Raw genomic sequence first — 25,284 nt, 5'->3', positions numbered from 1 at the left:
TGTTCAACAGAGCAGTCCCAGCCATGGTCGCATGTGCCGTCTCGGACTTTGTCTCGACAGCACTTCCCAGGAAAAATCTGTTGCGGCACGAACGGTGTGGCAAAAAAACGCTTTACAGGATCCAAAACGCGGTGATTCAATCATTTTGACGACGGGAAAAAAGTGGTCTATAATCTAAGAACTTGCAACGAGAGGGAGCGTTCAAATCCCCAAGTCCGATGATAGCGAGCTGATGAGGGTGGGAGATCAGCCGGATGGATTTGAGCTATGGCCCTTGAGCAGGAGTGCGAAATTTGAGTAGTACTCCCGGTGTCTTCCGTTAACGGACCAAAGAGGCCCTATGGTGAACAAGGGTGGTACCGCGGCAATCGTCCGCCCCTTGACAGTGGGGCATTTTTTTATGGAAAACCCGTGAAATACAGATGAGGAAGGTGTGCAGCATGACATCAGGCGAGAAGCAGGGATCGACCGGGCAGAAGGTCTGGTATTTAACAACGCCCATTTATTATCCCAGTGATAATTTGCATATCGGTCACGCTTACACGACGGTGGCAGCCGATGCATTGGCTCGCTTTCACCGGTTAAAGGGAGAGCCGGTTTGGTTTGTGACCGGAACCGATGAACACGGGCAAAAGATTGCGCAAAAGGCTCAAGAAGCGGGAAAAACACCTAAAGAATTCGTCGATGGCATCGTCAGTTTTATCCGTGATCCCTTGTGGAAAACCTTAGGCATTTCCTATGACCGCTTTATTCGCACTACCGATCCCGATCATGCCCAGGTGGTCCAAAATGTGTTTGAGCAACTGCTAGCCCAAGGCGACATCTATAAGGGGACCTATGAAGGATGGTATTGTCTTCCCGACGAAACGTTTTGGACCGAATCGAAATTGGTCGATGGAAAGTGTCCCGATTGTGGACGGCCGGTAGAGCGGGTTCAACAAGATAGTTATTTCTTTAAAATGAGTCGCTACCAGGACCGGATGATTGAATATATTCTGTCCCATCCCGATTTTATTCAGCCGACTAGCCGCCGCAATGAGATGCTGAGTTTCCTCGAAAGCGGGCTCGAAGATCTGTCGATTTCTCGGACGGGGATGAGTTGGGGCATTCCCGTGCCTCATGATCCGGAACACGTGATTTATGTCTGGTTTGATGCCCTAGTCAATTATTTGACGGCTGCTGGCTATCTAGAGGATCCCGACAAGTTTGCTAGGACATGGCCCCCCAATGTTCAACTGGTTGGCAAAGAAATTGTGCGGTTTCATACCATTATTTGGCCTATCATTCTGATGGCACTAAATTTGCCCTTACCCGAACGGGTCTTTGGGCATGGGTGGTTGTTGATTGGTGATACCAAAATGTCTAAGTCCCGCGGTAATGCAGTAGATCCTATTGCCTTAACCAAGAAGTACGGGGTCGATGCCGTGCGCTATTATCTTTTGCGGGAAGTGCCCTTTGGCGCGGATGGAAGTTATACCGAAGATGCCTTAAGACTCCGGATTAACGTGGATTTGGCGAATGATTTAGGGAACTTGCTAAGCCGGACGACCGCGATGATTAACCGTTTCGCCCAAGGGCAAATTCCTGAGCCCCATCCATCGCCCAAGGAGATCGATCGCAGCTTAGCGAAATTGGCTGCGGAGATTTTTGATGAAGTGGACAAGGCGATGCAACAACTTCTGATTTCCGACGCCTTAACCCAAATCTACCGGTTGATTCATGCCGCCAATAAATATATTGAAGACCGGGCTCCGTGGAATTTAGCCAAGGATCCGGCTCAGAAAGAAGACCTTGACAATGTGCTGTATAATTTGGCAGAGACGTTGCGCATCGTTTCTGTCTTATTAACGCCGTTTTTGATTGAAACGCCGCAAAAGATTCGGCAGCAACTGGGTCTAACGCACCCCGTGGTTTCTTACCAAGAAGCCATTTTTGGCCAGCTGCAAGGCGGTGAACGCATTAACCGGGGAGATCCGTTGTTTCCGCGCTTAGAGTTATATAGTGAGCCAGAGGAAGATAAGGAGGCAGGACGTGTCGTGTCGGCATCACCAAGTGTCACCGGTGTGAGTGCTCAGGATTCTCACAATGCTCCTGAACAGGTCAATGAAATAACCATTGAAGAATTTCAAAAGATTGATTTGCGGGTGGGGACTATCCGGCACGCCGAAGTGGTACCTAACGCCGATCGTCTGTTGAAATTGACCGTATTTGATGGGCTGCGGGAACGAACGATTGTATCCGGGATTCGGGCACATTACAATCCCGAGCAGCTGATCGGACAACAAGTGGTATTGGTGGCCAATTTGAAACCGGTGAAGTTGCGGGGCATTTTGAGTGAAGGAATGCTGTTAGCAGGATCCGACAACGGGCAACTAAGCCTTGTTGCGCCTGTAGTGAAGTTGCCTGAAGGGGCCCGGGTCAAGTGAACCTGCGAGGATTTGACTCACATTGTCATCTTCAGGATCCCGCGTTTGACCCCGATCGGGAGGAGGTTTATCAGCGGGCGCGTGAACAAGACTTGGGGATGATTATCCCCGGTTATGACATGCCGTCCTCTGAGCAGGCGATCCGTTTTGCCCAGGTCCACGAGGCGACCTGGGCCCTAATTGGTGTGCACCCGCATGATGCCAAAACGTTTACGGATGCCGACAAAGAACAATTGAAAACGTGGGCGAGGGAACAGCCTGTCATCGGTATAGGCGAAATTGGCCTCGACTATCATTACATGAACAGTCCTAAAGACGTTCAAATCGCAGTATTTCGGGAGCAAGCGGAACTCGCTCGGGCGTTGAATTTACCCATTGTCGTTCATTCCCGAGAAGCGGAGGAAGACACTCTTGGGGTCTTGCGCGATATACCAGGCATTCAAGGCATTTTGCATTGTTTTACCGGAAGTCCAGAATTTGCCCGGGCGCTACTCGATTTAGGGTTCTATCTATCTTTTGCCGGACCGATTTCTTTTAAGAGCGCCCATGGGCTACGGGATATTGTCAAGTGGGTTCCTATGGACCGCCTGCTCATTGAAACCGATTCGCCATACTTATCTCCAGTGCCGTGGAGAGGGCGCCGGAATGAGCCGCTGCGGGTCATTCGCGTAGCTGAAGTGGTCGCGGCTCAAAAAAATTTTTCGACACAGCAGGTATTTGAAGCGACTGCGTCGAATATATTCTCTGTGTTTCGCGTTTTAGGACGATAATTACAGTTTTTGGAAGATATGGAGGCGAATGGTAGCGGAAGAGCACTGATGCATATCAGTGAACTCTCGCCGAAGAGCAAAACAGAATCATAAAGGAGGACAGCTTTTGGCTACATGGACTCTAAAAGCGGTACGGCCATGGTTATTTGGAGCCTTAGCCGCTACAGCCATTGGCACGGGGCTGGCTAGCACACATTATCGACCAGTAAGTATCAATGTTTTCAGCCCAACAGGCAATCGATCGATCAAATTATGGACGTTTAAAACGAAGGTTCGGAACATATTAGCTCAAGCACATATTCCGTTAAGTTCCCGGGATAAAGTGCAGGTCGTGGAGAAAAATGGGAATACGGCGATTTCCATTCGGGAAGCTGTACCCGTATGGGTGCGCACCGCTCATCGACATTTCAAGTATTGGACCACAGATTATCATGTCGGCAGTATTTTGTCGGCACTAGGCATCAAACTCGGTCCATTAGACAAAGTTAGACCACCGCTCACGGCTTCCATTGCTCCAGGAAGCACCGTCGATGTCATTCGCCAGTGGTTGGTCAAGAAAACGATTACGTCAAGTTTGCCTTTTACTGTTACCTATCGTCCTGATCCGAATCTTATTAAAGGACGGCACCAAGTCCTTCAAAATGGACAGCAGGGTGTAGAATCGACCACCATTCAATACCTCGTCCAAGATGGTTCTCCCCTTACTGGCAAGGTTGTTGCCAAGAAAATTATGAAATCCCCCTCACCAGAAGTCATAGCTTACGGAACCGCTCAACCGTTAACGGTGAATGGGCAAGCTTTACCCATTACAGGGGAACTCTATATGGTCAGTACGGGATATTGGCCGAATCCGGCTTGGTCTACAGGGTTAACCGCGATGGGAACCGCCGCGCATTATGGGATTGTTGCCGTAGATCCGGCGGTGATTCCTTTGGGGACTCATCTTTATATCCCTGGATATGGCTATGCCGTGGCAGAAGATACGGGTTCCGCCATTGTGGGAAACCGGATTGACTTGTGTTTTAATGATCAAAGTCAGGCTATTGAGTGGGGCGTACGACCATTAACAGTGTATATTCTTGGTAATTAATTGAGGCAGGTGTCAGTTCACACGACAGATATTATTGATCCCAGAACGGTTCAGGGACTACAACGGGTGCTCGCAACGGTCATGGTACGGCCAGAAAAACGGTTAGGCCAAAACTTTTTAATTGCGCCAGAAGCATTTGATCTAATTGCGGATGCCATCTTGAAGACGCGGCCGGACTGGGTCTTGGAAATCGGTCCTGGCCCTGGCGGACTGACACGGGCCCTGTTAGAAAGGGGGCTCACGGTCGTTGCGATTGAAGTGGATCCGACGTGGGTAAATTGGCTTTCCCAGACATTGTGTTCGGTGTATCCTAAGACGCTAACGGTTCTAGAACAGGACGCCTTAAGCATTTCGTGGCAATCGTTAGCGGATGAACGGGGAGGCTCCTGGAGCATTTGCGGGAATCTCCCCTATTACATTACCTCGCCCCTGTTGGCTAAATTGTTTGAAGATGCATCGTCCTGGCAACAAGCCGTGTTCATGGTCCAAAAAGAGGTCGCTGTGCGTTTGTTAGCGGAACCGGGACAAAGAGAGACCTCTGCGCTTAGCGTGTTGTTGCGTTATGTCGCAGATATTCGGGGCTTAGGCGAAGTCTCCCGGCAACAATTCTATCCCCCACCGGAAGTTGATTCATTTGTGATACAATTAACACGAATCCCATCACCGGCGATTCCCTTTGAGTCTCTTCAACGGGTGGTACGCGCGGCGTTTTTGCATAGGCGCAAGATGATCCGGCAGTCATTAGCCAAGGCTCCAGGCTCGTCATGGAATTCGCAACAGTGGGCAAGAATTTTGACTGAAGGAGGCATTGATCCGGCAAAACGAGCCGAGGCGTTATCGTGGTCGGAATGGATTCAATTAGCCAGGCTAGCGGCGAAAAAGTGAGGTGATTGAGCATGCTTTTCGAAAGTCCTTCCAAAGGGCGGTTAACGATCGAAAGTATGTTTGGTGAGATTCTTGGATATATCTCTGAAGCCCCGAATGCACGCTATAAACTGATTATTGGATCGGATTCGCATACGCGCCATGAAACCATTTTTGTCACGGCTGTGGTCATTCATCGTCTCGGAAAAGGGGGACGATACTTTTTTAGCAAATCCCAGCGTCGAGCTATCAAAAGCTTGCGGCAAAAGATTATGTATGAGACGTCATTAAGCTTAAATGTGGCGGCCCAATTGACCGACCTTTTGCAGAAATCAGGGCATCCTGATTTGGATGTGGAAATCCACATTGACGTCGGGCAGCAAGGGGAGACCAAAGATTTAATTCGAGAAATTGTGGGGATGGTTACCGGAAGCGGATACCATGCCGCGATTAAACCGTTTTCTTTTGGAGCCTCCAAAGTCGCCGACAAGTATACGAAATAAGCTGGCAAATCCTTCGCTCATCTAGCTGGTATTTTTACCAAAGTGGGGCGGGAAATGAACTGGCTCTGTTAGCCACTGTCTCTTGCAACGTCTTACCCTCAATGATGGCTTGAATGATGGCGATGGACATCATCTTGCGATTGTGCTTCGGGTCAAAAGCGCCTGACCCATTCTTGAATGTCGCCTGAATCCTTTCTTGGCGCGAAGATTGATAACCACATATGACCTACTGAATTTGTCTTGCCAATCACAATCTGTGTTCCGATCACCCATGTTCTTTGGCTCATTGAGCGACGTCAAAAGGCGTTCAGCTGTCCACTGATTTTCGTGATCGTTTAAAAAATAGTATTGACCAGATCTTCATGGACTTGGTAGAATAAATGTCTTTAACTTGACACCTATAGAAATAAATGCTAACCTTTATACGTTGCCCTTCATCAGCTGAGGAAGGAAGTGAGCGTGTGGCCGCTAAAAGTATCCTCGAGGATATAAAAAAAGAACTCGAATCCCACGTCGGAGAGAAAATTCGACTGAAAGCCAATAAAGGTCGGAAAAAGGTTGACGAAAAAGAAGGTATTCTGGAAAAAACGTATCCCCATATTTTTGTCGTCAAAATTGAAGAAGAACACCTTTCCGAGAAAAGCGAACGGCGCGTCTCGTATTCTTATACCGACGTGCTAACTGAAACGGTTGAGCTTATCCTTCCTGAATCTCTGTCGAATTAGTCACGGTGGTCTCCCTGGGAGACCTTTTTCGTATAAAACGATGAATATGCGAACACACTGAGAACGCCTTAGGGCGTTCTTTTTCTTTATGCGATACTCAACACGAGTTCTTGGGAACAGGAGGCAATGGACATCGGCCCGCTTGTTATTATTGGCGGAAAAGAAGATAAGACCAGAACGCCGGAAATCCTTTTGCAGTTTGTAAAGCTCATTCAAAAATCCCACCGTCGCGATGTTGTGGGGGTGGTAACCACGGCATCACAACTTGAAGAACAGGTCTTTCGTACATATCAACACGCTTTTGAGGACATTGGAATGGTTCGTGTCGAGCCGGTCATTATTGACTCACGTGCCGAGGCCAACGCGCCTTTTTGGTACCAACGCGTGACAGAGCTCGGGGCTCTCTTTTTTGCGGGGGGCGATCAATTACGGATTACCAGTCTTTTAGGGGGAACCGTATTTGACATGGCACTGCACCAGGCCTTTCGTGAAGGTCTCATCATTGCTGGAACGTCTGCGGGAGCCGCCATGATGTCGACAACGATGATCGTCGAGGGAGAGCAGGACGATATTCCGACGAAGAGTTCTGTCCGTTTAGCGACAGGGATGGGATTGTGGCCACATACGGTGGTGGATCAACATTTTACCCAGCGCGGGCGTCTTGGACGACTCTTGGCGGCATTAGCGCAAAATCCCGGGGTGTTAGGGGTGGGCATTGATGAGGATACAGCCATTTTTGTGGATCAAGACCGCGAGTGGCTGGAAGTCTGGGGATCTCAAACCGTGAGCATTCTTGACGGACGGAGTATTGGCGAGAGTAATGTCCACAGCACTCCTTTAGGCCAACCCCTCTCTATAACCCATGTGACCCTGCATGTATTGTCGAAAGGTTACGGATTTCATTTGAAAACTCGGCAGCCGATGCGTGTCGAGGAGGAGGACAGCGGTGAATATTGATATCACATCTGAGCGATTTTATCCAGGACCCAATCGCCATACCTTGCATAGTGCCTATGAAGCTATTGTGCATCTGGGCTCTTATGGATCCACTCCAACGTGTGAACGGCAAGATTTTGTATCTCAGATTTTGACTCTACTACCAGGCCTCCACGATCATGTGTGTTCGTTGGGAGTGCCCGGGGGGTTTGTGACACGTCTTCAACAAGGCACTTATTTAGGGCATGTGATGGAACATGTGGCTCTGGAATTTTTGTATTTAGCCGGCGAAGAGGGTCATTATGGCAAAACGCGAGAAATTCCTGGTCAAGATGGTGTGCGAATTGTGTTTGAAAGCGAAACCGAAGAAGGTGGACGACTAGCTTTGCAAGCGGCGAGCCAATGGGTCAAGGCGTTATGGGATCAGGAGAGGATCTTGGCATGGTCACATGCGTTATCTACCCTTCTTGATCAAATTCGAGAATATCATTTGGGTCCGTCGACCCGGGCAATTATTAATGCGGCCAAGGCCCGGGACATTCCGGTTTGGCGACTCACGCAAGAGAACATGGTGCGCTTAGGCCAAGGAATTTATCAAAAACGCATTATGGCTGCCTTGAGCGATGAGACGTCGGCTATTGCCGTAGATGTTTGTCAGGATAAAGAGTTAACCAAGCAATTGTTGCAACGCCACGGCATTATGGTGCCGAGAGGCCGTAGTGTGAAGAGCCATGAGGATGCCATAGCGGCGGCACAGGAACTGGGATATCCGGTGGTGGTCAAACCGCAACGTGGGCATCAAGGTCAAGGCGTCAGCCTCAATGTCCAAGATGCGAATGAATTGTCCCGGGCCTATGCATGGGCTGCCGAGCATAGTGATGATGGAGCCATCATGATTGAAGAGCAGGCGCCAGGAAAGCCCTACCGGATTTTGGTGGTCGGAAATAAAGTGGTTGCTGCCAGCTTGCGGTGGCCACCCTCAGTAACGGGAGACGGTATCCACAGCATCGATCAATTGATAGAACAAGAAAACCACAATCCCTTGCGCGGGCTTCATCACACGTTGCCGTTAAGCCCAATTGTCCGGGATCAAGGAACCATGATGGCACTCATCCACCAACATTTGACCCTTCACAGTATTCCAAATCCAGGTCAGAAAGTTTGGCTAAGGGAAAGTGCCAATCTTTCTAGTGGAGGCGAAGCGGTGGATGTGACCGATGACATTTCTGGGGCCTTAGCATGGGATATGGTCAGAACCGCACAAATTGTTGGGTTAGATATTGCGGGGATCGATATCGTCACGCCCAATTTGAGCGAGGATCTTAGGAGCAGTGGCGGGATGGTGATTGAAGTCAATGCGGTCCCTGGTCTTCGTATGCATGTCTATCCTTCCCACGGTCAAAGCCGTCCAGTGGGTGAAGCCATTATTCAGCATTTATTTCCCCATCATAACGGGCGTATTCCGGTGTGCGCGATTACGGGGACCAATGGCAAAACCACGGTGACGCGCATGCTGGCGCATATTTGGCGGCAGACGGGTCGGGTGGTGGGAATGACGTCGACGGGAGGAATTATGATCGGCAATCATCTGGTGCAGTCCGGGGACTTAACAGGTCCCTGGTCGGCCCAAGTCGTTTTAGGGGATCCGACGGTGGAGGTAGCCATTTTAGAAACGGCCCGGGGAGGCATGGCCCGTTATGGCCTGGGATTTTCCGATCTCGACGTGGCCGTGGTCACCAATATTGGACCGGATCATTTGGGACAAGATGGGATTGATACCTTAGAGGATTTGACCCATCTGAAAGCGTTGCTGGTGGATGTCGTTCGACCCGGAGGCACAGTGGTGTTAAATGCCGATGATCCCTATGTGGTGAAAATGGCCCAGCGAACCCCAAACCGCATTATATGGTTTTCGACAAATAAAGATCAGACCTTTATTACTGAGCAAGTGGCTGAAGGCCGTGGGGCGGTAGTCCTGAGTCATGGATATCTTGTCTACCGCGATCAAGATGGAATGCGCCGGATTATCGGAAACCGGGTGCTGCCAGCCAGTTGGCATGGGCGGGCAGAAATTAACGTCAAAAATGCTATGGCGGCGGCTGCGGCGGCCATTGCGATGGGACTGGATCCGGCTTTTGTGGGCAAAAGTTTAAGTCATTTTGCGGTGGAACAAGGAGCCAATCCCGGGCGCTTAGAGTTGATTCATGGCGAAGCAGTGGACGTGTTATTGGATTATGCGCACAATGCTCCCGCTCTCGAAGCGCTGGGACAAATTGTGAAACGTCTGCGCTATGGGCATGTGCGTACGGTGCTGGGATTACCGGGTGATAGACGCAATCAAGATTTGGAACAGGCCATCAAGGCGGCTGCTGCGTTTTCGGGTGACATTGTGGTTCGGGAAGATGCGGATCTTCGGGGCCGAAAGCCCGGAGAAATGACCGAATTCATGACCCGTACCCTTCAACAAGTCGGGTTTAAGCCAGGACAGCTCATGACAGTTCCCCAAGAAAGGGAGGCCGTCATTCACGCGGTAAAGACCGCACCCCCCCATAGTTTGGTCGTGGTATTGCTTGAAAATTATCAAACGGTTAAGGACGCGGTGTGCCGCGTTCTTCAGCCCGTGAAAGATACCGAGGACGTTTCATAACGTCCCAAAAAATGGCCGGTTTGAGACATCTTTAGCTCCCTGGCGCTTTGGTGTAAGATACTCGCAGTACAGCCCAGGAGGGATTTTAACGCAACCGGATACATGGCGGCTAAAAGCCTATGCCAAAATTAATTTAGGATTATGGGTGGAGCCTCGTGATGCACGAGGCTATCATCCTGTCCGTTCTTTGATGCAGACGATCCAGTTTTTTGACCAGATCGAGATTCGGCGAGCGAGTGCGTATCATGTCGATATGCTTAAGGGCCCAGGATTACCTTCTGCGCATCCGGTATCCCTACCCGTCCACGACAATTTAGTGACCAAGGCCTATAGACTCGTCCGAAGTTTAGATAAAGCGGTTCCTACGGTGCACATTCGTGTACGGAAGTATATTCCTATGGGAGCAGGACTTGGTGGCGGCAGTGCAGACGCTGCCAGCATATTGCGTTGGGCAGGACAGTTTATGTCCGCACCTCTACCTGCCAAAGACGCAGCCGTATTAGGGATGGACGTGCCATTTCTCGTTCAGGGGGGAACCGCGAAAGCTAGCGGTTACGGAGAAGAAGTGGAACATTTACCTCCTCTGCGTGATTGGTATGTTCTCTTGGTAAGCCCTAACTTTGGGCTATCAACCAGGCGCGTCTATGAGGCTTTTGACGCGCTGAACTTGGCACATCGCCCAGGACATACGTTAGAGGAGATTGTGGAGGCATTGCGCCAGGGAATATTACCCGATAACCTATTTAACGCCTTAGAACCTGCGGCATGGACAGTGAATTCGGCTTTACAATCTCTAAAAGAGACCTTAACCTCTTTAACCTCGAAACCGTGGTTTTTGACGGGGAGCGGATCGACGTATTTTACCTTGTTGCGCGATAGAGATGAAGCGTCGGCTATAAAGCACCGGTTGCAAAAACAGCCTCTTGCGAGGCTTAGTCATATTGAAGTGGCAGAGTTTGGGGAGCCTGGGACTTGCGAAAATCCCGAAAATATTTAGGACAGACCAGAGAAAAATTGTTTAGGGCGCAAAGCGGTGGTGAAGAGTTCTCTTTATGCGGTAAGATGACTACAATTCCCAAGTGGTGTCTATAAACCCGAAGGGACGGCATCTTCCATGGGAAGAGCCGCGAGATGAAGGAAAACAGGATGAGGAAAGGTTGATGGATCCCTTGAACCAACGTCCAGCGATCGTGCTGGCGGGTCAGCACAATGACGGTAAATTACGCACGATCTCAGATAAAGAGTGGGAAGCGGAAATTTTATTGCAAGGTCGTCCCATGGTCGAGTATGTGGTGGAAGCCTTGCGCAATTCCGGCCGTGTGAATCCCATAATCGTTGTCGGTCCACCCCATTTAGGGTTGCACGATGTGATCTGGGCCGATGTCCATGACGATATGCTGGAGAATGTCCTAAGCGGGTTAAATGCGGTGGATGAACCTACTGTACTCATTGCCACGGCGGATATCCCTTTATTGACAGGTTATATCGTGAATGCTTTTTTGGATCAAGCTGATCCCCGCTACGATGTCGTCTATCCCGTGATTGAAAAATCTGTGGTGGAGGCGAAATTTCCCGATACCCACCGTACCTATGTGCGGTTAAAAGATGGCACATTTACGGGAGGGAACCTGTTAATGGTCAAAAAAGACGCCGTAATCAAAAGTCATCGGACGGTACGCGATTTACTCAGCCACCGCAAGTCGCCGATGCGTCTGGCATCAGATATTGGCCTCATGACCTTGGCGCGTTGGTTAATGGGAAATCTTCGCATTGTGGATGCCGAACGGCGAATGAAAACATTGCTGGACGTGGACGGTAAGGCGTTAATATTTGATTATCCGGAAGTGGGGGTTGATGTTGATAAACCCGAAGACTGGGTTCTGGCTGACAAATGGCTGAGCCAAACCGATCAGACCTCCTTCCTCGTACCATGAATCATCTTGAATCATCACAGATCACGATGTAGCTTTCTTAAAATCGTCTCATAAGAAAGCATAAGACGCGTACAACCATAAAAACCTTGGGGCAAGACAAGAAGTTTTAAAGAAGAAACACAAGAAAAAAGGACAAAGGAAAGGAAGGAGGGAACATCACGGACATTAAATCGCCAAGCCGCATGCGTGAGCGGTACAAACGACTGATTGTGCTGACCAGCTATTTGCTTGATCATCCCCGTATTCAGCTGAGTTTAACGGAATTGAGCGGAATATTGCAAGTCGCAAAATCGACTCTGTCGGAAGATCTGATGTTTGTGAAGGGTATCTTAGAAAGTTCCGGGCGGGGAAGGGTGATGACCCAAGTCGGCGTGCAAGGGGGCGTCATATATTTGCCCAACTTGGACCGGGCGCGGGCCAGAAATTCCTTGCAACAATGGGCCGAGCGTTTAATGGAACCGGAGCGATTAACGGCGGATGGTTTTCTTTATATGACCGATTTATTATTTGATCCCGCTATGGTGGATCCGTTAGGGGAATTGTTGGCTGCGCCATTTAACAAACTCCATGTCGATTCGGTGGCCACCGTGGAAACTAAAGGGATTCCTTTGGCCATGGCTTGTGCTAGGGCATTAGGCACTGAAGTGGTGTTAATTCGGCGCGATAGCCGCCTGTCGGAAGGGTCGGCTTTATCGATAAACTATTTATCCGGGTCATCCCGGCGGATTCAATCGATGTCTTTAAGCCGCCGCGCGTTAAAGCCGGGTAGTTCGGTATTGTTTGTTGATGACTTTATGAAGGCCGGGGGTACGGCACGGGCGGCATCGGATCTCTTAGGAGAATTTGGGGCCACGGTGGTTGGCGTCGGCGTGTTAGTGGCGACACGCGAGCCAGCCAATAAACTGGTTGACAAGTTTTGGAGTTTATTAGAGTGGCAAGAAAACGCCCCGTCTCGTGTGGTGCCGAGTGAATGGGCCAATGCGCTATGCGAAATGAGAGAGGAGCACTAAAGAATGCATGTGGGTCAAGAGCTAACAATAGAGAGTATTAGACAAGCGGCCAAAGCCTTGCAAGGTGTGACGGTCATGACTCCCCTGCAAGAATCGGTCTACATCAATGACCTGTTAGGCGCACGGGTTTTTTTTAAATTAGAAAATCTCCAACGTACGGGATCCTTCAAATTACGCGGGGCATACAACCGCATTCGGCAATTGACGCCGGAAGAATTAAAACGGGGTGTCATTGCCGCATCGGCGGGCAATCATGCCCAGGGTGTAGCCCTGGCTGCGGGTTTGGTTGGCACGACCTCGTTAATTTATATGCCAGAAGGGGCTTCGTTAACGAAAATCGAATCCACCCGGGGATATGGCGCGGATATTTGTCTCTTTGGAGAAACCTTTGATGATGCCTATCATGAAGCGGAACGCGTGGCCCAAGAAACGGGCCGCGTCTTGATTCCGGCATTTAATGATCCGGCAATCATTGCGGGCCAAGGAACGATTGCCCTGGAAATGTTGGATGAGCGTCCCCATTTGGATGTATTGGTTGTGCCTGTTGGGGGAGGTGGGTTGATTGCGGGCATGGCGCTAGCGGCGAAAGAGCAAAACTGCCGCATCAAGGTGATAGGGGTTCAAACCGATTCCGTGCCCGCATTTGTCCTATCGCGGCAGGAGCATCACGTGGTGGAAGCACATGGAGGGCGAACGATTGCGGACGGGATTGCGGTCAAGCGCCCTGGAGACTTGACGTTTGAACTGGTCGAGCAATATGTGGATGATGTGGTCACCGTTTCCGAACATGATATTTCTCGCGCGATTCTGATATTTTTGGAGCGCACGAAGCTGGTGGTCGAAGGGGCAGGGGCGGTCGGCTTAGCGGCGATGTTGGCCGGCAAAATTCCTTTAGGGTTAGGAACGGTGGGTGTGGTCGTCAGTGGGGGCAATATTGATGTCACCTTATTAAACCGCATTATTGAAAAAGGGTTAGTGGAAGAAGGACGTCAAGTGCACCTCAAAACAACCGTGGGAGACAGGCCTGGTCAATTGGCCCGGGTGTTGCGCCGGGTTGCGGAATTAAAAGCCAATGTCATCCGTGTCGAGCATGAACGATGGAATCCGCAGCTGTCGCCGGCTGAAGTCGCCATTCAAATGGTACTGGAAACACGCAATGTGGAGCACGTCCAACAATTAGTGACGAAATTGCGTGAAGATGGCTACGATGTGGAGATTCTGAATTAAAAGATTCGCAACAAAAATTTCGACAATATAGAGGATCTCGAGCAATAAATGGCGAATAATTTAATCCCCGGATGTCCGGGCCACCTAACTTGGCTACAAGGAGGATTCAGCGTGGAAATAACGGATGTGCGGTTACGCCGAATGACAACTGAGGGAAAGATGAAAGCCGTCGCGTCGGTGACCCTGGATGGGGAATTCGTCATTCATGATGTTAAAGTGGTAGAAGGTCTCAAAGGACTATTCGTGGCGATGCCAAGCCGGAAAACGCCGGATGGTGAATTTCGGGATGTTGCGCATCCCATTACGCAAGCAGCTCGGGAGCGGATACAAAAAGCCGTGTTAGAGGTCTTTCACGGAGGTGTTTAACCAATCGACATTGCCATTGTAGATATTAAGGGTCCGCCTCTAGGCGGACTCTTTTTTGCTAGGGGAAGACATTCATCCCACGGCGAAATTTTGGTATGCTAACCATGGTATGAGGAACGTCAGGCCCCAGGAATCGGAGGGATCGTTTTGGCGCAGACGGTAGCCGTTATTTTGGCCGCAGGGCGCGGCACCAGGATGCATTCTGGGTTAGCAAAGGCATTACATGAATTAGGTGGTGTCCCGATGGTCGAGCATGTGGTGCGGGCCGTCCGGGAAGCAGGATTAGGAAAACCGTGGGTTGTGGTGGGTCACCAAGCTGACCGCGTCGAAGAAGTGTTGGAAGGGCAGGCGGAATTTGTCCGCCAACCGGAAATGCATGGAACGGGTGATGCGTTAGCGCAAGCTCTTCAGGTGATGGATTCTGATGTGGATCATGTGGTCGTCCTGGTTGCAGATTGCCCGTTAGTTCCGCCTTCTCTGATCGAAAAAGTGTTGCAGGTTCACCGCGATTCACAGGCCGCCGCCACGATTGTCAGTATGATTGTTCAGGACCCCTCAGGTTACGGACGCATCGTGCGGGGAGATGATGATCGGGTAAAGGCGATCGTCGAAGACAAAGACGCGATGAGTGATCCCGCACTCTACCAGATTAATGAGGTTAATACAGGTCTTGGGGTATGGTCTGTTACCGGGTTGGCCAAATTACTGGATACCTTGCCGTGGCATCACGATGAAAAATATTTAACCGATGCCGTGGCCCGCTTAATTGCTGCAGGGAAGCGGGTCGAAGCGTATGTGGCGCCTGATCCAGCGCGCGTGATGGGTATTAATACACGCCGCGATCTGGCGCAAGCCGAAGCCTATCTCCGGGAATTGACCTTGAACCGGTTATTTGACCAGGGCGTGACGATTGTCGATCCGGCTTCGACTTATGTCGATGTGGATGTTGAGGTCGGGCAAGATACGGTCATCTATCCGATGACCTTTCTGCGGGGAAAAACTCGGATAGGACGAGAATGTCATATCGGGCCGATGACATCGATTGTTTCCAGTCGCTTAGGAGATGGGGTCAGAGTAGACCGGTCCGTAGTGGAACAAAGTTCGTTAGCCAGTCATTCTTCTGTCGGACCATTTAGTCATTTGCGTCCAGGAACCTCTTTGGACCATAATGTGAAAATCGGGAACTTTGTCGAGTTAAAGAATACTCGCGTGGGAACCGGGAGTAAAGCCGGGCATCATTCGTATTTAGGTGATGCGACTATTGGAGGCGGCGTGAATATTGGTGCCGGAACGGTCATCGTGAATTATGATGGGCAAGCCAAACATCCGACATTTATTGGGGATGGCGCCTTCATTGGCTGTAATGCCAATCTCGTAGCGCCCGTGGAAGTAGGACCTGGTGCCTATGTCGCGGCGGGATCCACTATTACGCAAAACGTACCACCGGATGCTTTGGCCATTGCCCGTAGCCGGCAGGAAAACAAGCCCGACTGGGCACGTCAACGACGAAAATCATAGAATGGAGTAAAAAGGCATGCAGGAAGGGGACCGTTGTTCCAATGAGCTTTGAACGGGAAGGAGAACTCAAGATCTTTACAGGGACAGCGAATCGTGCGCTGGCCGAAAAAATTGTGTCACATTTGGGGCTCTCCTTGGGACAGGCCGATGTCGGCCGATTTTCTAATGGAGAGATACGGGTCCGCCTTCTTGAAAATGTGCGAGGCACCGATGTTTTTATTGTGCAACCGACTTCACATCCGGTGAACGATAACTTGATGGAGCTCTTGCTTCTGATCGATGCGGCACGCCGGGCGTCGGCAAGACGGGTCACAGCTGTGGTGCCCTTTTATGGGTATGCCAGGCAAGATCGCAAAGAACAGGGCCGTGAGCCCATTTCGGCCAAATTGGTCGCGAATCTCATTACGGTCGCGGGAGCTCGTCGTGTTTTAACCATGGACTTACACGCGCCTCAAATTCAGGGATTTTTTGATATTCCCGTGGATAATTTACAAGGGGTGCGAATCTTATCTGAAGCCATTCATCAAAAGCATTTAGATAACTTGATGATCTTTTCCCCAGATGCCGGCGGCGTGTACCGGGCACGGAAAATGGCTAAATACTTAGAAGCCCCGTTAGGGTTTATTGATAAACGGCGTCCTGGACCTAATGTTTCAGAAGTTGTCAATGTGATCGGAAAAGTCCGGGATAAGACCGTAGTCATTGTGGATGACATGATTGATACCGGCGGTACCATTGCCCAAGCTGCTCAAGCGATCATGGATCTGGGAGCCCGAGCGGTGTATGCGGCTTGTACCCACCCGGTATTTTCTGGAAGGGCGCCGCAAGTCTTACGGGATTCATCAATTGTGGAATTTTTTGTGACCGATACGATACCATTACAGGAGCCCATGGCGCGGACTACCGTGATTTCTGTTGCTGCCTTATTGGCTGAAGCCATTATGCGCGTGCATGAAGATTTGTCGGTGTCCAAGCTGTTTGAATGATGATGAGCGAGATTCGTGCCATTGTGGGATTAGGAAATCCCGGATTAGATTATGCCAAAACGCGACACAATGCCGGGTTCTTGGCACTGGACCGTTTAGCCGCGCGCAGGGGAGGCCATTTTGTTCGCAACCGCTTTGGATTGGTGAGCAAATGGGGCAATATTATTTTGTTAAAGCCCTTAACCTTTATGAACCTGAGCGGCGAGGCGGTCGGGGCATTAGCGAAGTTCTATAAACTGCCGGCGCAGAGTATTTTGGTGATCTCAGATGATTTGGATTTGCCACTGGGAAAAATCCGGGTGCGGGCCCATGGTTCCAGTGGCGGTCACAATGGTTTGAAATCCATTACGCACGTGTTGGGGACGGATCAATTTCCCCGCATTAAAATTGGGATTTCCCGTCCGCCCGAACATGTAGAGGTCATTGATTGGGTGCTTGGCCGGTTTAGTCGCGAGGAATGGAAAGTTCTCGATGGGGTTTTAGATGAAGTCGCCGAAGCCTGCGAATGGGCTGTGGTCAAAGGGATTGCGGATACGATGAATCGCTTCAATGGCCTCTAGCCCTTGTCTATTGCGTAGCATAAGGGGGCGCGGGACACACTAACGGTAACTTCTGACATCAAGGAGGCCGTTATGGTTGTTTACCGTTGCCGTCATTGTCACCGAATCATTGGCGAATATGGGGGGCCGTGGGACGACCCCCTCCTTGGACTTTCAAAACTGACACCATCTGAGCAACGCGATATGCTGCAAGATATTGGGCCGGATCACGTGCAAGTGAATGTCCTATGTGAGGGGTGTCTGCCCATCCCTTATGATGAAGGCTTATGGTATAACTAGGGAAAAGTTAGATCACCCATTTCTGCACGAAAGCCTGAACCTACAGAGCGAAAATGTGCAAATGAGTTCAGATGCTAACCGATGAAAGGACTTGTGATGGCTGATTTAAGTTCGCTTAAAACCTTGTGGTCTGACTTGGCTCCCTATCGCAATTTGGTGGAGGAATTGAAACAAGGCAAGACAACCCAAGTTTTTGGGTTGTCAGGGTCTTTGCCGTCCTTTTTGACGGCTAAGGTGGCTGAAGACATTGCGAGACCGTGTTTAATCGTCACCGTCGGCTTTCAGGAAGCGCGGGCGTTTGAAGCCGAGTTGACCCAATTTCTTCCGGAGGCCCCCATTTATTTGTTGCCACCAAGGCCCTATATCGTTGGCGAGGTTCAGGCGCAGAGCCATGACTGGACCTTGATGCGGCTTGAAGCGTTAACACAGGCGGCGCATAATCCCCGGGCCATTGTGATTGGCTCCGTTGAGGCCTGCCGCCAGCTGATTTTGCCTGTACATGCTGAGCCCTTAGAGGTTACCGTGGGCCAAAAATTACCTCGCGACGCTGTCATGCTAAAGCTCGATCGTCTCGGCTACCGCCGGGAGGGAGAAGCCACAGAACAAGGAACGTTTGCGGTGCGTGGAGGTTTAATTGATGTCTTTGTACCCGGCGGCCCCGCTTACCGCATGGAATGGTTTGATGATGAGATTGATTCCTTGCGGATTTTTGATGTTACAACCCAAAAAACCATAGAGATGATTCAAAAAGCCCAAATTGGACCAGCTGCGGAAGTCCTTTTAACTCCTGAACAGCGCCAGCGTGGTATTGATCAAATTGCTCACGAATCCGAGTTGTTGATCCGTAATTTGGAGTCTATGGGTCAATTTGATAAGGCGCAAAAAGCCAAAGAACGGTTTGGACGATGGCTAGGTGATTTAGCAGAAGGGCGCATATTTGCCGGGATCGAGCGTTTTGCCCCGGCATTTGGCTCCTTGAAATCTATTACCCAGATATTTTCGACGAAACCATTAGTCATCTATCATGATTTACCGCGCATTGGGGAGGCCCTGTTAGGGAGGGATGCTGATGAGCGGGAAGAGCGTCAACGCCACTTAGAACGCGGCGATTTCCTCCCTTTAGAAGCGCATGGCACCTTAGATCACGAACAGTTCTTTTCCCGGTTGAAAGGCTATGGCGAGCTCAGCTTGTCGCTTATGCCTCATAATCGCCGGGAGAGTGATCTTCATCTCAATCTTACGGGCCGACCTGCACCCAGGATTCATGGACAAATGGAATTGCTCAAAGCGGAGATTTCTCGCCTTCGCAAATCCCGGATGCGGGTAGGATTGGTGTTGCGCGATGTCCAGGCCGTGAATGTGATGCAGCGCCAGCTCTTAGACCTGGGGATTAGTTCCCGGGAGGGTTTAGGGGAACGCGGCGAAGTGGGACTGTTGACGGGCCAATTGGGACATGGATTTATCCTCTCGGAATTGTCATTGGCATTACTGGGAGAAACCGAGCTATCTGGCCGGGAACTGAAACTGACACCTAGGAAAAATCGGGAGAGTCGGCAAACGGTCCGAATTGGGGATTTGCATCCCGGAGATTATGTAGTCCATATCACCCACGGAATTGGGCGTTATTTGGGCATTAAAACCCTTACGATTCAAGACCAGCATAAAGACTATTTGCATGTGCAATATGCGGGTCAAGATACTCTCTATGTCCCCACTGATCAATTAGGACTCATTCAAAAATATATTGGGATTGAAGGCCAAGAACCCAAACTATCTAAAATGGGGGGACAAGAATGGTCCCGAGTTAAGGATAAAGTGCGGGCTTCCGTGCGGCAAATGGCCGAAGAATTGATCCGGTTATATGCCATTCGGGAATCCCGCCCTGGTTTTAGTTTTGCTCCCGACACGCCATGGCAACAAGAGTTTGAAGCAGCCTTTGGCTATGATGAAACGGAAGACCAAATGCGGTCGATAGAAGAAATTAAACGAGATATGGAACGTCCCCGTCCTATGGATCGCTTGCTTTGTGGGGATGTCGGCTACGGCAAAACAGAAGTGGCCTTTCGTGCGGCATTTAAAGCCATTATGTCGGGAAAACAGGTGGCGTTTTTGGTACCCACGACCTTATTAGCGGATCAACACTATACCACTGCCAAAGCACGATTTTCTGGTTTTCCGGTTGCGGTCGAGGTCTTAAGCCGATTTCGGACGCCAAAACAGCAGCGGGATATTTTAGAGCGGTTACACCAAGGGCAAATTGATCTCATTATTGGTACCCACCGTCTGTTAGGCAAAGATGTTAAGTTTCGCGACTTAGGTTTGCTCATTGTGGATGAAGAGCACCGCTTTGGCGTGGCGCATAAAGAGCGGATCAAAGCACTACGGGAAAATATCGATGTGTTGACCCTATCCGCTACCCCGATTCCCAGGACGCTACATATGGCGATGGTGGGGGTTAGGGATATGAGTCTTATCGAAACCCCTCCATTAGACCGTCTTCCGGTGGAAACCGTGGTGGCGGAATTTGATGAAGATCTCGTTCGCGAAGCCATCCGCCGGGAGTTAGATCGCGGAGGGCAAGTTTATTATGTCCAAAACCGAATCTTGGCAATTGACCAAACGGTTTCTCGCTTGCAAAAAATGTTTCCGGATGTGGCTATTGGTGTTGTGCACGGTCGCATGGACGAAACCCGGATCGAAGATGTGATGGCCCGTTTCATTGAGCAAGAATATGACATATTGGTGGCCACCAGCATTATTGAATCCGGTTTGGATATTCCCAATGCTAATACGCTTATCGTCGAGGACGCCGACCGTCTGGGTCTAGCCCAGCTCTATCAATTGCGGGGACGTGTTGGTCGTTCCGCCCGTTTAGCCTATGCCTACTTTACCTATAAACGGGACAAGGTGCTCTCTCCCCAAGCCGAGAAAAGGCTTGAAGCCATTAGAGAATTTACGGAGCTCGGGGCGGGCTATCAAATTGCCTTGCGTGATTTGGAAATTCGCGGTGCGGGTAATTTGCTAGGCGCGGAGCAGCATGGCTTTATTGCCTCGGTAGGATTCGATTTATATACACAATTGTTATCCGAAGCCGTACGTGAACTCAAAGGAGAGGCTGTTCAAACAGACATTGAACCGCAAATTGATATTTCTGTGGATGCCTATCTTCCGGATTTCTATATCAATGTTCCCAGCGCCAAAGTCGAACTGTATAAACGGCTGGTCTCTGCCAAAAACTTAGAGGAAATTGAGGCTTTGGCGGAAGAAATTGAAGACCGGTTCGGCCCGTTGCCTGTTGAGGTGACGCGTTTATTACAGTTATCGAGAGTTCGGGTTATGGCGAAAGAGTTAAAGATTGTTCAGTTAAGCCATAAGAAAGATCGGATCGTCTTGACGACCTTGCCTGAAACCCCTATGGGCGTGGATGTCATCCGGCAATTGGCGGCTCGCTATCCCGGCCGGTTAATTCCTTCCCCCGCTAAAGCACCTGAATTGAGTGTGAAATTGCCACTTCGGCACAGCGTCGAACATGCGTTAGACGTGGCCGAAGATGTGCTCCTCACCATGAAAGGGGCTCTTGCTGGTGCAAAAGAGGAAAGCGGTTAATGGCTTTTTTGGCCTATTGGGTTGGGGGTTATTGGCGTCACTGACAGCTTGCGGAAACTCCGATCCGGCTAATGTCGCCGAAGTCAATGGACAACTCATTTCTCATGCGCAGTGGCAAGCAGTTCTGCGAGCCAATGCGCTGTTAACGGGCAAGCTGCCTAATTTCTCGCCCCAATGGAAGACCTACCAAGTCAAAACGTATGCGGATCAACTGGCCGTGGTCCATTATAGTCAAAAGAAACACTGGCTTTCTCCCACCATGGCGAAAAGTGAAGCCCAAGCCAAGATTCAACAGGTCTTGAACCGTGAGCATCTGACCTTAACCCAAGCCCTTAACCGCTATCACTTAACAGCCCCTGATCTGAAGAACTATGTGACGCAACAAGAGTGGCTGCTGGCCGCCTTTAATCATGCAACCAGTCATGTGCCAGCCCCTTCCCTGAACGAAATTACTCAATATTACCATAGCCATCAGGACCAATTTTTGACCCCTAAAGAAGTCCTAGCGCGTGAAATCGTGGTGAAAAATGCTAGCTTGGCCCAAAGTGTGATGCAGCAATATAAACGCGGCGCACACTTTCAGGCACTGGCCCAAAAATTCTCGATCGATCACCAAAATGCGCTATCTGGAGGCGAAATGGGATGGGTACCAATTCCTGCCCATTCCACCTCTCCCACCATTCAATTCCTTCGTGCCCATTCTCCGGGACAAGAGGGTATAGTTCATATGCATTTAGGCTACGCTATCATCGAAGTTCAAGCGGAGCAAGGTGGAAAGCCATTGCCGCTGAATCATACCACAGAAGCCGGCATTCGAACCGAGTTGTGGAACCAGCACAAGACACAGGTCTTTGACCACTGGTCTCAACCGATCATACGCCAAGCTCACGTCAGAATTTTTTAGTCAGCTGGTTTTTCTACCATCCGGTATATCTGGAAAAAATGCATAAACGCCGCGGTTCGTCGATATACTACCCCTGAAAGGCCGCAGGCGAAAGGAGGGCCATCAGTGAAAGCTACCGGCATTGTGCGCCGAATAGATGATTTGGGTCGGGTGGTGATACCCAAAGAAATACGGAGAACGTTAAGGATTCGTGAAGGAGACCCCTTAGAAATTTTTGTTGATCGGGATGGAGAGGTTATTCTCAAAAAATATTCACCGATTGGGGAATTGGGAGATTTCGCCAAAGAATATGCGGATTCGTTATATGAGGCGGTCGGCCACATTGCTCTCATTGCGGATCGGGACGCCGTTATTGCGGTGGCCGGAGCTCCTAAAAAGGAATTCCTGAATAAGCCCTTGGGGGCTCTGGTGGAAAAGGCGATGGAAGAACGTAAAACGCTGGCCTACAATCGTGGTGATCACAAACCGAAGGGTAGCTTAATTGGGGATGATGAAGACGATAAGTTCCTTGCGGAAGTTATCGCACCGATTATTTCAGAAGGCGATCCTATCGGAGCCGTCATCATTTGTAGTCGAGAACCTGATGTACGTATGGGAGAAATGGAGATTAAATTGGCAGAAACAGCGGCGGGCTTCCTAGCGAAGCAGATGGAACAATAATTTTCACCCGTCATCCTCCACATCCCACTCTTATCCGGTAGGAAGTCCGCAATGGTCGCTGAGTCGTGCCGATCATTGCGGTTTTCTTATGCAGCCTATGTCCTAGCTCGCATCTTATCACTACACACCATGTGGTGGCGTCGGCGCTGGCTGTAGATTCCATGTGTCATAGCCTTCCGAGTCGGGCCTGTTTGGAAAATCAATGGGATCAAAATTAAAGTTGATAGCATAAACTTTCCACCCCGCCCCTTGAGAAGAATCCGGCGATTTGGTTAACCATAGGGTGACAATTTCGGTGGTATTAACCTGACCATGTGGCTTATAGATGCGAGTGACTGTCAGGCGGTAATCGACAATGGCCTGGGACAGGGTCATTGAGTAAATAGCTTTTTGAGCAATGTTCACGTGCATGGATACCAGCCGAGGAGGGTTTTGCCCGGCAAGCGACCGCATTTCATCGTAGAGCCATGCAGTAAAAAAATCGGCCTGGCTGCCTGTCACAAGATGCTGGTCAAGCACTGCTAATTGCTTTGAGGATTCTCTGGGATTTAAGGCGAGTTCCGCCTGTAAGACTTGATTAGTGACCGCAAAAATCTGCTGCTTCGGTTCTTGAAGACGGTGATAGCCGATAATCCCCGCTGATACAAAAATGGCAACACCGGCAGACAAGATAAGCCAAATTTGTCGCTTTCTCATAGCAGGTCCGCCTTTCCTTTTTCCAGTATAGGGATTTATGATACAAACGCAAGTCATTTAGAGATAACGATTGCTATGAGCTGATATCCAAAAAACGTCTTGCGTCATAGCATTCGGGTTCGGCATGATGAAGACAGGGCTTGTGGCAGGATTTGCTTGGGAGGCGGATAGATTGGCATATGAAGTTGGCGAAAAATCGCAAGCGTGGTTTGAACGGGCCACACGAGTGATTCCTGGTGGGGTCAATTCGCCTGCGCGGTCATTTCGCGCGGTGGGGGGAGATCCCCCCGTGGTTATGGCTCGCGGTATGGGCCCCTATTTTGAAGATGTTGATGGTCGGCGCTATATAGATTATCTTGCCGCTTTTGGACCGTTAGTCCTGGGCCATGCGAATTCCCATGTCGTGCAAGCGATTAAGGATCATGTGGATGAGGGCACATTATGGGGTACCCCCGCTCCAAAGGAAATTGAACTGGCAGAAACGTTGGTCGCAAGCATTGAAGGGTTAGAGCAAGTGCGGTTTACATCAACGGGTACCGAAGCGGTCATGTCGGCTATTCGATTGGCCCGGGCATTTACCGGGAGACCTGTGGTGGTCAAATTTGAAGGGGCCTATCACGGTCATAGTGATGGCATGTTAGTCAAGGCGGGTTCCGGCGCATCAACCGTGGGTACGCAAGATAGTCTGGGCGTCCCTTGGGGCGTGGTGAAGGATGTCATCAGTTTGCCCTACAATGATATTGCCATTTTGGAAGAAACTTTGGCCAAGATCGGGGATCAGGTCGCCTGTGTGTTGGCCGAGCCCATTGTGGGCAATATGGGCATTGTTCCGCCGAAAGACGGCTACCTGCAACAGATGAAAGAGTTAACCCATAAGGCGGGGGCGCTGTTAATCTTTGATGAAGTGATTACCGCATACCGTTTCCATTATGGGTCGGCGGCGTCATTGCTCGGAGTCATTCCTGATCTCTACGCGTTAGGGAAGATTATTGGCGGAGGATTACCGGCAGGGGCCTATGGAGGCCGTTATGATGTAATGCAGTACGTATCCCCTTTGGGCGGCATGTTCCAAGCGGGCACTTTAGCAGGCAATCCCTTGTCTTCGGTGGCCGGGCTTGCGACGTTGGAGGTCTTGCAACGCGAGGATCCTTATCAGCGCATGGCGGAGCTTGCCAAGATTCTTGAAGAGAATATTTTAGAAATCGCTCAGGAATTTGATCAGCCCATTACCATAAACCGTGTAGGATCAGCATTTACCGTGTTTTTTCAGGAAAATCCTGTTTATGACTATACCACGGCTAAAATGTCTGATCCGGTGAAATTTGCACGTTTTCACCGGCTTATGTTGGAACGGGGCATTTATTTGGCACCGAGCCGTTTTGAAGCGTGGTTTGTGTCTGCCGCACACACCAGACAAGAAATTGACAAAACGCTCGAAGCCTGCCGGGAGAGTTTTCGGGAACTGTCCCGGGGTTAATCGGAGGTTTATCGGATTAAGTCTCAGAACAAGCTCGAAAGAGCTTGTTCTTTTTATGATCTCCCACCGAATATCCTGCATGAGAAGCAATGACGCAGGT

At 50.1% G+C, this 25,284-nt stretch carries 22 protein-coding genes; 21 read left to right on the top strand and 1 reads right to left on the bottom strand.

Annotated features, from left to right (window positions below):
- Positions 1-440: 440 nt before the first annotated feature.
- The 20 genes from metG to spoVT all read left to right on the top strand — a co-directional run bounded on the left by metG (position 441) and on the right by spoVT (position 23,011).
- Positions 441-2,426 (top strand): methionine--tRNA ligase, encoded by a 1,986-nt coding sequence (metG, locus tag B8987_RS05045; RefSeq protein WP_020374285.1) that lies wholly within the window; start codon positions 441-443, stop codon positions 2,424-2,426.
- Complete coding sequence (locus B8987_RS05040; protein WP_020374286.1) at positions 2,423-3,196, top strand: TatD family hydrolase; 774 nt, start codon at positions 2,423-2,425, stop codon at positions 3,194-3,196. Before metG ends, B8987_RS05040 begins: the two co-directional genes overlap by 4 nt.
- 106 nt (positions 3,197-3,302) lie before the next feature.
- On the top strand, positions 3,303-4,286 hold the full coding sequence (locus tag B8987_RS05035) for a 3D domain-containing protein (protein ID WP_020374287.1): 984 nt from the start codon (positions 3,303-3,305) through the stop codon (positions 4,284-4,286).
- A 9-nt stretch (positions 4,287-4,295) separates the two neighbouring features.
- A complete protein-coding gene (rsmA, locus tag B8987_RS05030) occupies positions 4,296-5,171 on the top strand; it encodes a 16S rRNA (adenine(1518)-N(6)/adenine(1519)-N(6))-dimethyltransferase RsmA (RefSeq protein ID WP_020374288.1) in 876 nt (291 codons plus the stop codon).
- A gap of 11 nt (positions 5,172-5,182) precedes the next feature.
- A complete protein-coding gene (locus tag B8987_RS05025; RefSeq protein ID WP_020374289.1) occupies positions 5,183-5,653 on the top strand; it encodes a ribonuclease H-like YkuK family protein in 471 nt (156 codons plus the stop codon).
- A 461-nt stretch (positions 5,654-6,114) separates the two neighbouring features.
- Positions 6,115-6,378, top strand: a complete 264-nt coding sequence (locus tag B8987_RS05020) for a Veg family protein (protein WP_020374290.1) — start codon at positions 6,115-6,117, stop codon at positions 6,376-6,378.
- Between the two features lie 126 nt (positions 6,379-6,504).
- The gene (locus B8987_RS05015) at positions 6,505-7,335 is read left to right on the top strand and encodes a cyanophycinase (protein ID WP_020374291.1); all 831 of its coding nucleotides are present in this window, start codon (positions 6,505-6,507) and stop codon (positions 7,333-7,335) included.
- Complete coding sequence (gene cphA, locus B8987_RS05010; RefSeq protein ID WP_020374292.1) at positions 7,325-9,961, top strand: cyanophycin synthetase; 2,637 nt, start codon at positions 7,325-7,327, stop codon at positions 9,959-9,961. Before B8987_RS05015 ends, cphA begins: the two co-directional genes overlap by 11 nt.
- Positions 9,942-10,958 carry a 4-(cytidine 5'-diphospho)-2-C-methyl-D-erythritol kinase gene (ispE, locus tag B8987_RS05005; protein WP_081503219.1) on the top strand — a complete coding sequence of 339 codons (1,017 nt, stop codon included), beginning with the start codon at positions 9,942-9,944 and terminating at the stop codon, positions 10,956-10,958. The genes cphA and ispE overlap by 20 nt, the downstream gene beginning before the upstream one ends.
- 163 nt (positions 10,959-11,121) lie before the next feature.
- Positions 11,122-11,895: a molybdenum cofactor guanylyltransferase gene (gene mobA, locus B8987_RS05000; protein ID WP_020374294.1), complete on the top strand. Its 774-nt coding sequence runs from the start codon at positions 11,122-11,124 to the stop codon at positions 11,893-11,895.
- Between the two features lie 182 nt (positions 11,896-12,077).
- On the top strand, positions 12,078-12,905 hold the full coding sequence (gene purR / locus B8987_RS04995; RefSeq protein ID WP_020374295.1) for a pur operon repressor: 828 nt from the start codon (positions 12,078-12,080) through the stop codon (positions 12,903-12,905).
- A 3-nt stretch (positions 12,906-12,908) separates the two neighbouring features.
- Positions 12,909-14,132, top strand: a complete 1,224-nt coding sequence (gene ilvA, locus B8987_RS04990; protein WP_020374296.1) for a threonine ammonia-lyase — start codon at positions 12,909-12,911, stop codon at positions 14,130-14,132.
- A 111-nt stretch (positions 14,133-14,243) separates the two neighbouring features.
- Positions 14,244-14,498, top strand: coding sequence for a septation regulator SpoVG (gene spoVG, locus B8987_RS04985; protein WP_020374297.1), 255 nt, complete (start codon positions 14,244-14,246; stop codon positions 14,496-14,498).
- A 147-nt stretch (positions 14,499-14,645) separates the two neighbouring features.
- Complete coding sequence (glmU, locus tag B8987_RS04980; protein WP_020374298.1) at positions 14,646-16,016, top strand: bifunctional UDP-N-acetylglucosamine diphosphorylase/glucosamine-1-phosphate N-acetyltransferase GlmU; 1,371 nt, start codon at positions 14,646-14,648, stop codon at positions 16,014-16,016.
- Positions 16,017-16,057: 41 nt separating this feature from the next.
- Positions 16,058-17,002 (top strand): ribose-phosphate diphosphokinase, encoded by a 945-nt coding sequence (locus B8987_RS04975; RefSeq protein WP_020374299.1) that lies wholly within the window; start codon positions 16,058-16,060, stop codon positions 17,000-17,002.
- Positions 16,999-17,562, top strand: coding sequence for an aminoacyl-tRNA hydrolase (gene pth / locus B8987_RS04970; RefSeq protein WP_020374300.1), 564 nt, complete (start codon positions 16,999-17,001; stop codon positions 17,560-17,562). Before B8987_RS04975 ends, pth begins: the two co-directional genes overlap by 4 nt.
- A gap of 72 nt (positions 17,563-17,634) precedes the next feature.
- Positions 17,635-17,841, top strand: coding sequence for an anti-sigma-F factor Fin (locus B8987_RS04965; protein ID WP_076005295.1), 207 nt, complete (start codon positions 17,635-17,637; stop codon positions 17,839-17,841).
- 96 nt (positions 17,842-17,937) lie between these two features.
- On the top strand, positions 17,938-21,447 hold the full coding sequence (gene mfd, locus B8987_RS04960; protein ID WP_051005394.1) for a transcription-repair coupling factor: 3,510 nt from the start codon (positions 17,938-17,940) through the stop codon (positions 21,445-21,447).
- A complete protein-coding gene (locus B8987_RS04955; protein WP_020374302.1) occupies positions 21,425-22,351 on the top strand; it encodes a peptidylprolyl isomerase in 927 nt (308 codons plus the stop codon). Before mfd ends, B8987_RS04955 begins: the two co-directional genes overlap by 23 nt.
- Before the next feature lie 105 nt (positions 22,352-22,456).
- Positions 22,457-23,011, top strand: a complete 555-nt coding sequence (spoVT, locus tag B8987_RS04950) for a stage V sporulation protein T (RefSeq protein WP_020374303.1) — start codon at positions 22,457-22,459, stop codon at positions 23,009-23,011.
- Positions 23,012-23,131: 120 nt separating this feature from the next.
- Here the strand turns inward: spoVT and B8987_RS04945 are convergent, their stop codons facing one another.
- On the bottom strand, positions 23,132-23,707 hold the full coding sequence (locus B8987_RS04945) for a hypothetical protein (RefSeq protein WP_020374304.1): 576 nt from the start codon (positions 23,705-23,707) through the stop codon (positions 23,132-23,134).
- A 172-nt stretch (positions 23,708-23,879) separates the two neighbouring features.
- On the opposite strand from B8987_RS04945, the gene hemL reads away from it, so the two are divergent.
- Positions 23,880-25,184 (top strand): glutamate-1-semialdehyde 2,1-aminomutase, encoded by a 1,305-nt coding sequence (gene hemL / locus B8987_RS04940; protein ID WP_020374305.1) that lies wholly within the window; start codon positions 23,880-23,882, stop codon positions 25,182-25,184.
- Positions 25,185-25,284 lie beyond the last annotated feature (100 nt).

This window comes from Sulfobacillus thermosulfidooxidans DSM 9293, from assembly GCF_900176145.1.
In the GTDB taxonomy this organism is placed as follows: domain Bacteria; phylum Bacillota; class Sulfobacillia; order Sulfobacillales; family Sulfobacillaceae; genus Sulfobacillus; species Sulfobacillus thermosulfidooxidans.
The sequence above is the reverse complement of the archived record's forward strand: the minus strand, read 5'-3'. Positions and strand labels throughout refer to the sequence as shown.

What these genes read in the sequence shown, in the direction of transcription:
- metG (WP_020374285.1), top strand. Translation starts at nt 441, where the DNA reads ATGACATCAGGCGAGAAGCAGGGATCGACCGGGCAGAAGGTCTGGTAT.
- B8987_RS05025 (WP_020374289.1), top strand. Translation starts at nt 5,183, where the DNA reads ATGCTTTTCGAAAGTCCTTCCAAAGGGCGGTTAACGATCGAAAGTATG.
- B8987_RS05015 (WP_020374291.1), top strand. Translation starts at nt 6,505, where the DNA reads ATGGACATCGGCCCGCTTGTTATTATTGGCGGAAAAGAAGATAAGACC.
- mobA (WP_020374294.1), top strand. Translation starts at nt 11,122, where the DNA reads ATGGATCCCTTGAACCAACGTCCAGCGATCGTGCTGGCGGGTCAGCAC.
- purR (WP_020374295.1), top strand. Translation starts at nt 12,078, where the DNA reads ATGCGTGAGCGGTACAAACGACTGATTGTGCTGACCAGCTATTTGCTT.
- ilvA (WP_020374296.1), top strand. Translation starts at nt 12,909, where the DNA reads ATGCATGTGGGTCAAGAGCTAACAATAGAGAGTATTAGACAAGCGGCC.
- B8987_RS04975 (WP_020374299.1), top strand. Translation starts at nt 16,058, where the DNA reads ATGAGCTTTGAACGGGAAGGAGAACTCAAGATCTTTACAGGGACAGCG.
- pth (WP_020374300.1), top strand. Translation starts at nt 16,999, where the DNA reads ATGATGATGAGCGAGATTCGTGCCATTGTGGGATTAGGAAATCCCGGA.
- B8987_RS04965 (WP_076005295.1), top strand. Translation starts at nt 17,635, where the DNA reads ATGGTTGTTTACCGTTGCCGTCATTGTCACCGAATCATTGGCGAATAT.
- mfd (WP_051005394.1), top strand. Translation starts at nt 17,938, where the DNA reads ATGGCTGATTTAAGTTCGCTTAAAACCTTGTGGTCTGACTTGGCTCCC.
- B8987_RS04945 (WP_020374304.1), bottom strand. Translation starts at nt 23,707, where the DNA reads ATGAGAAAGCGACAAATTTGGCTTATCTTGTCTGCCGGTGTTGCCATT.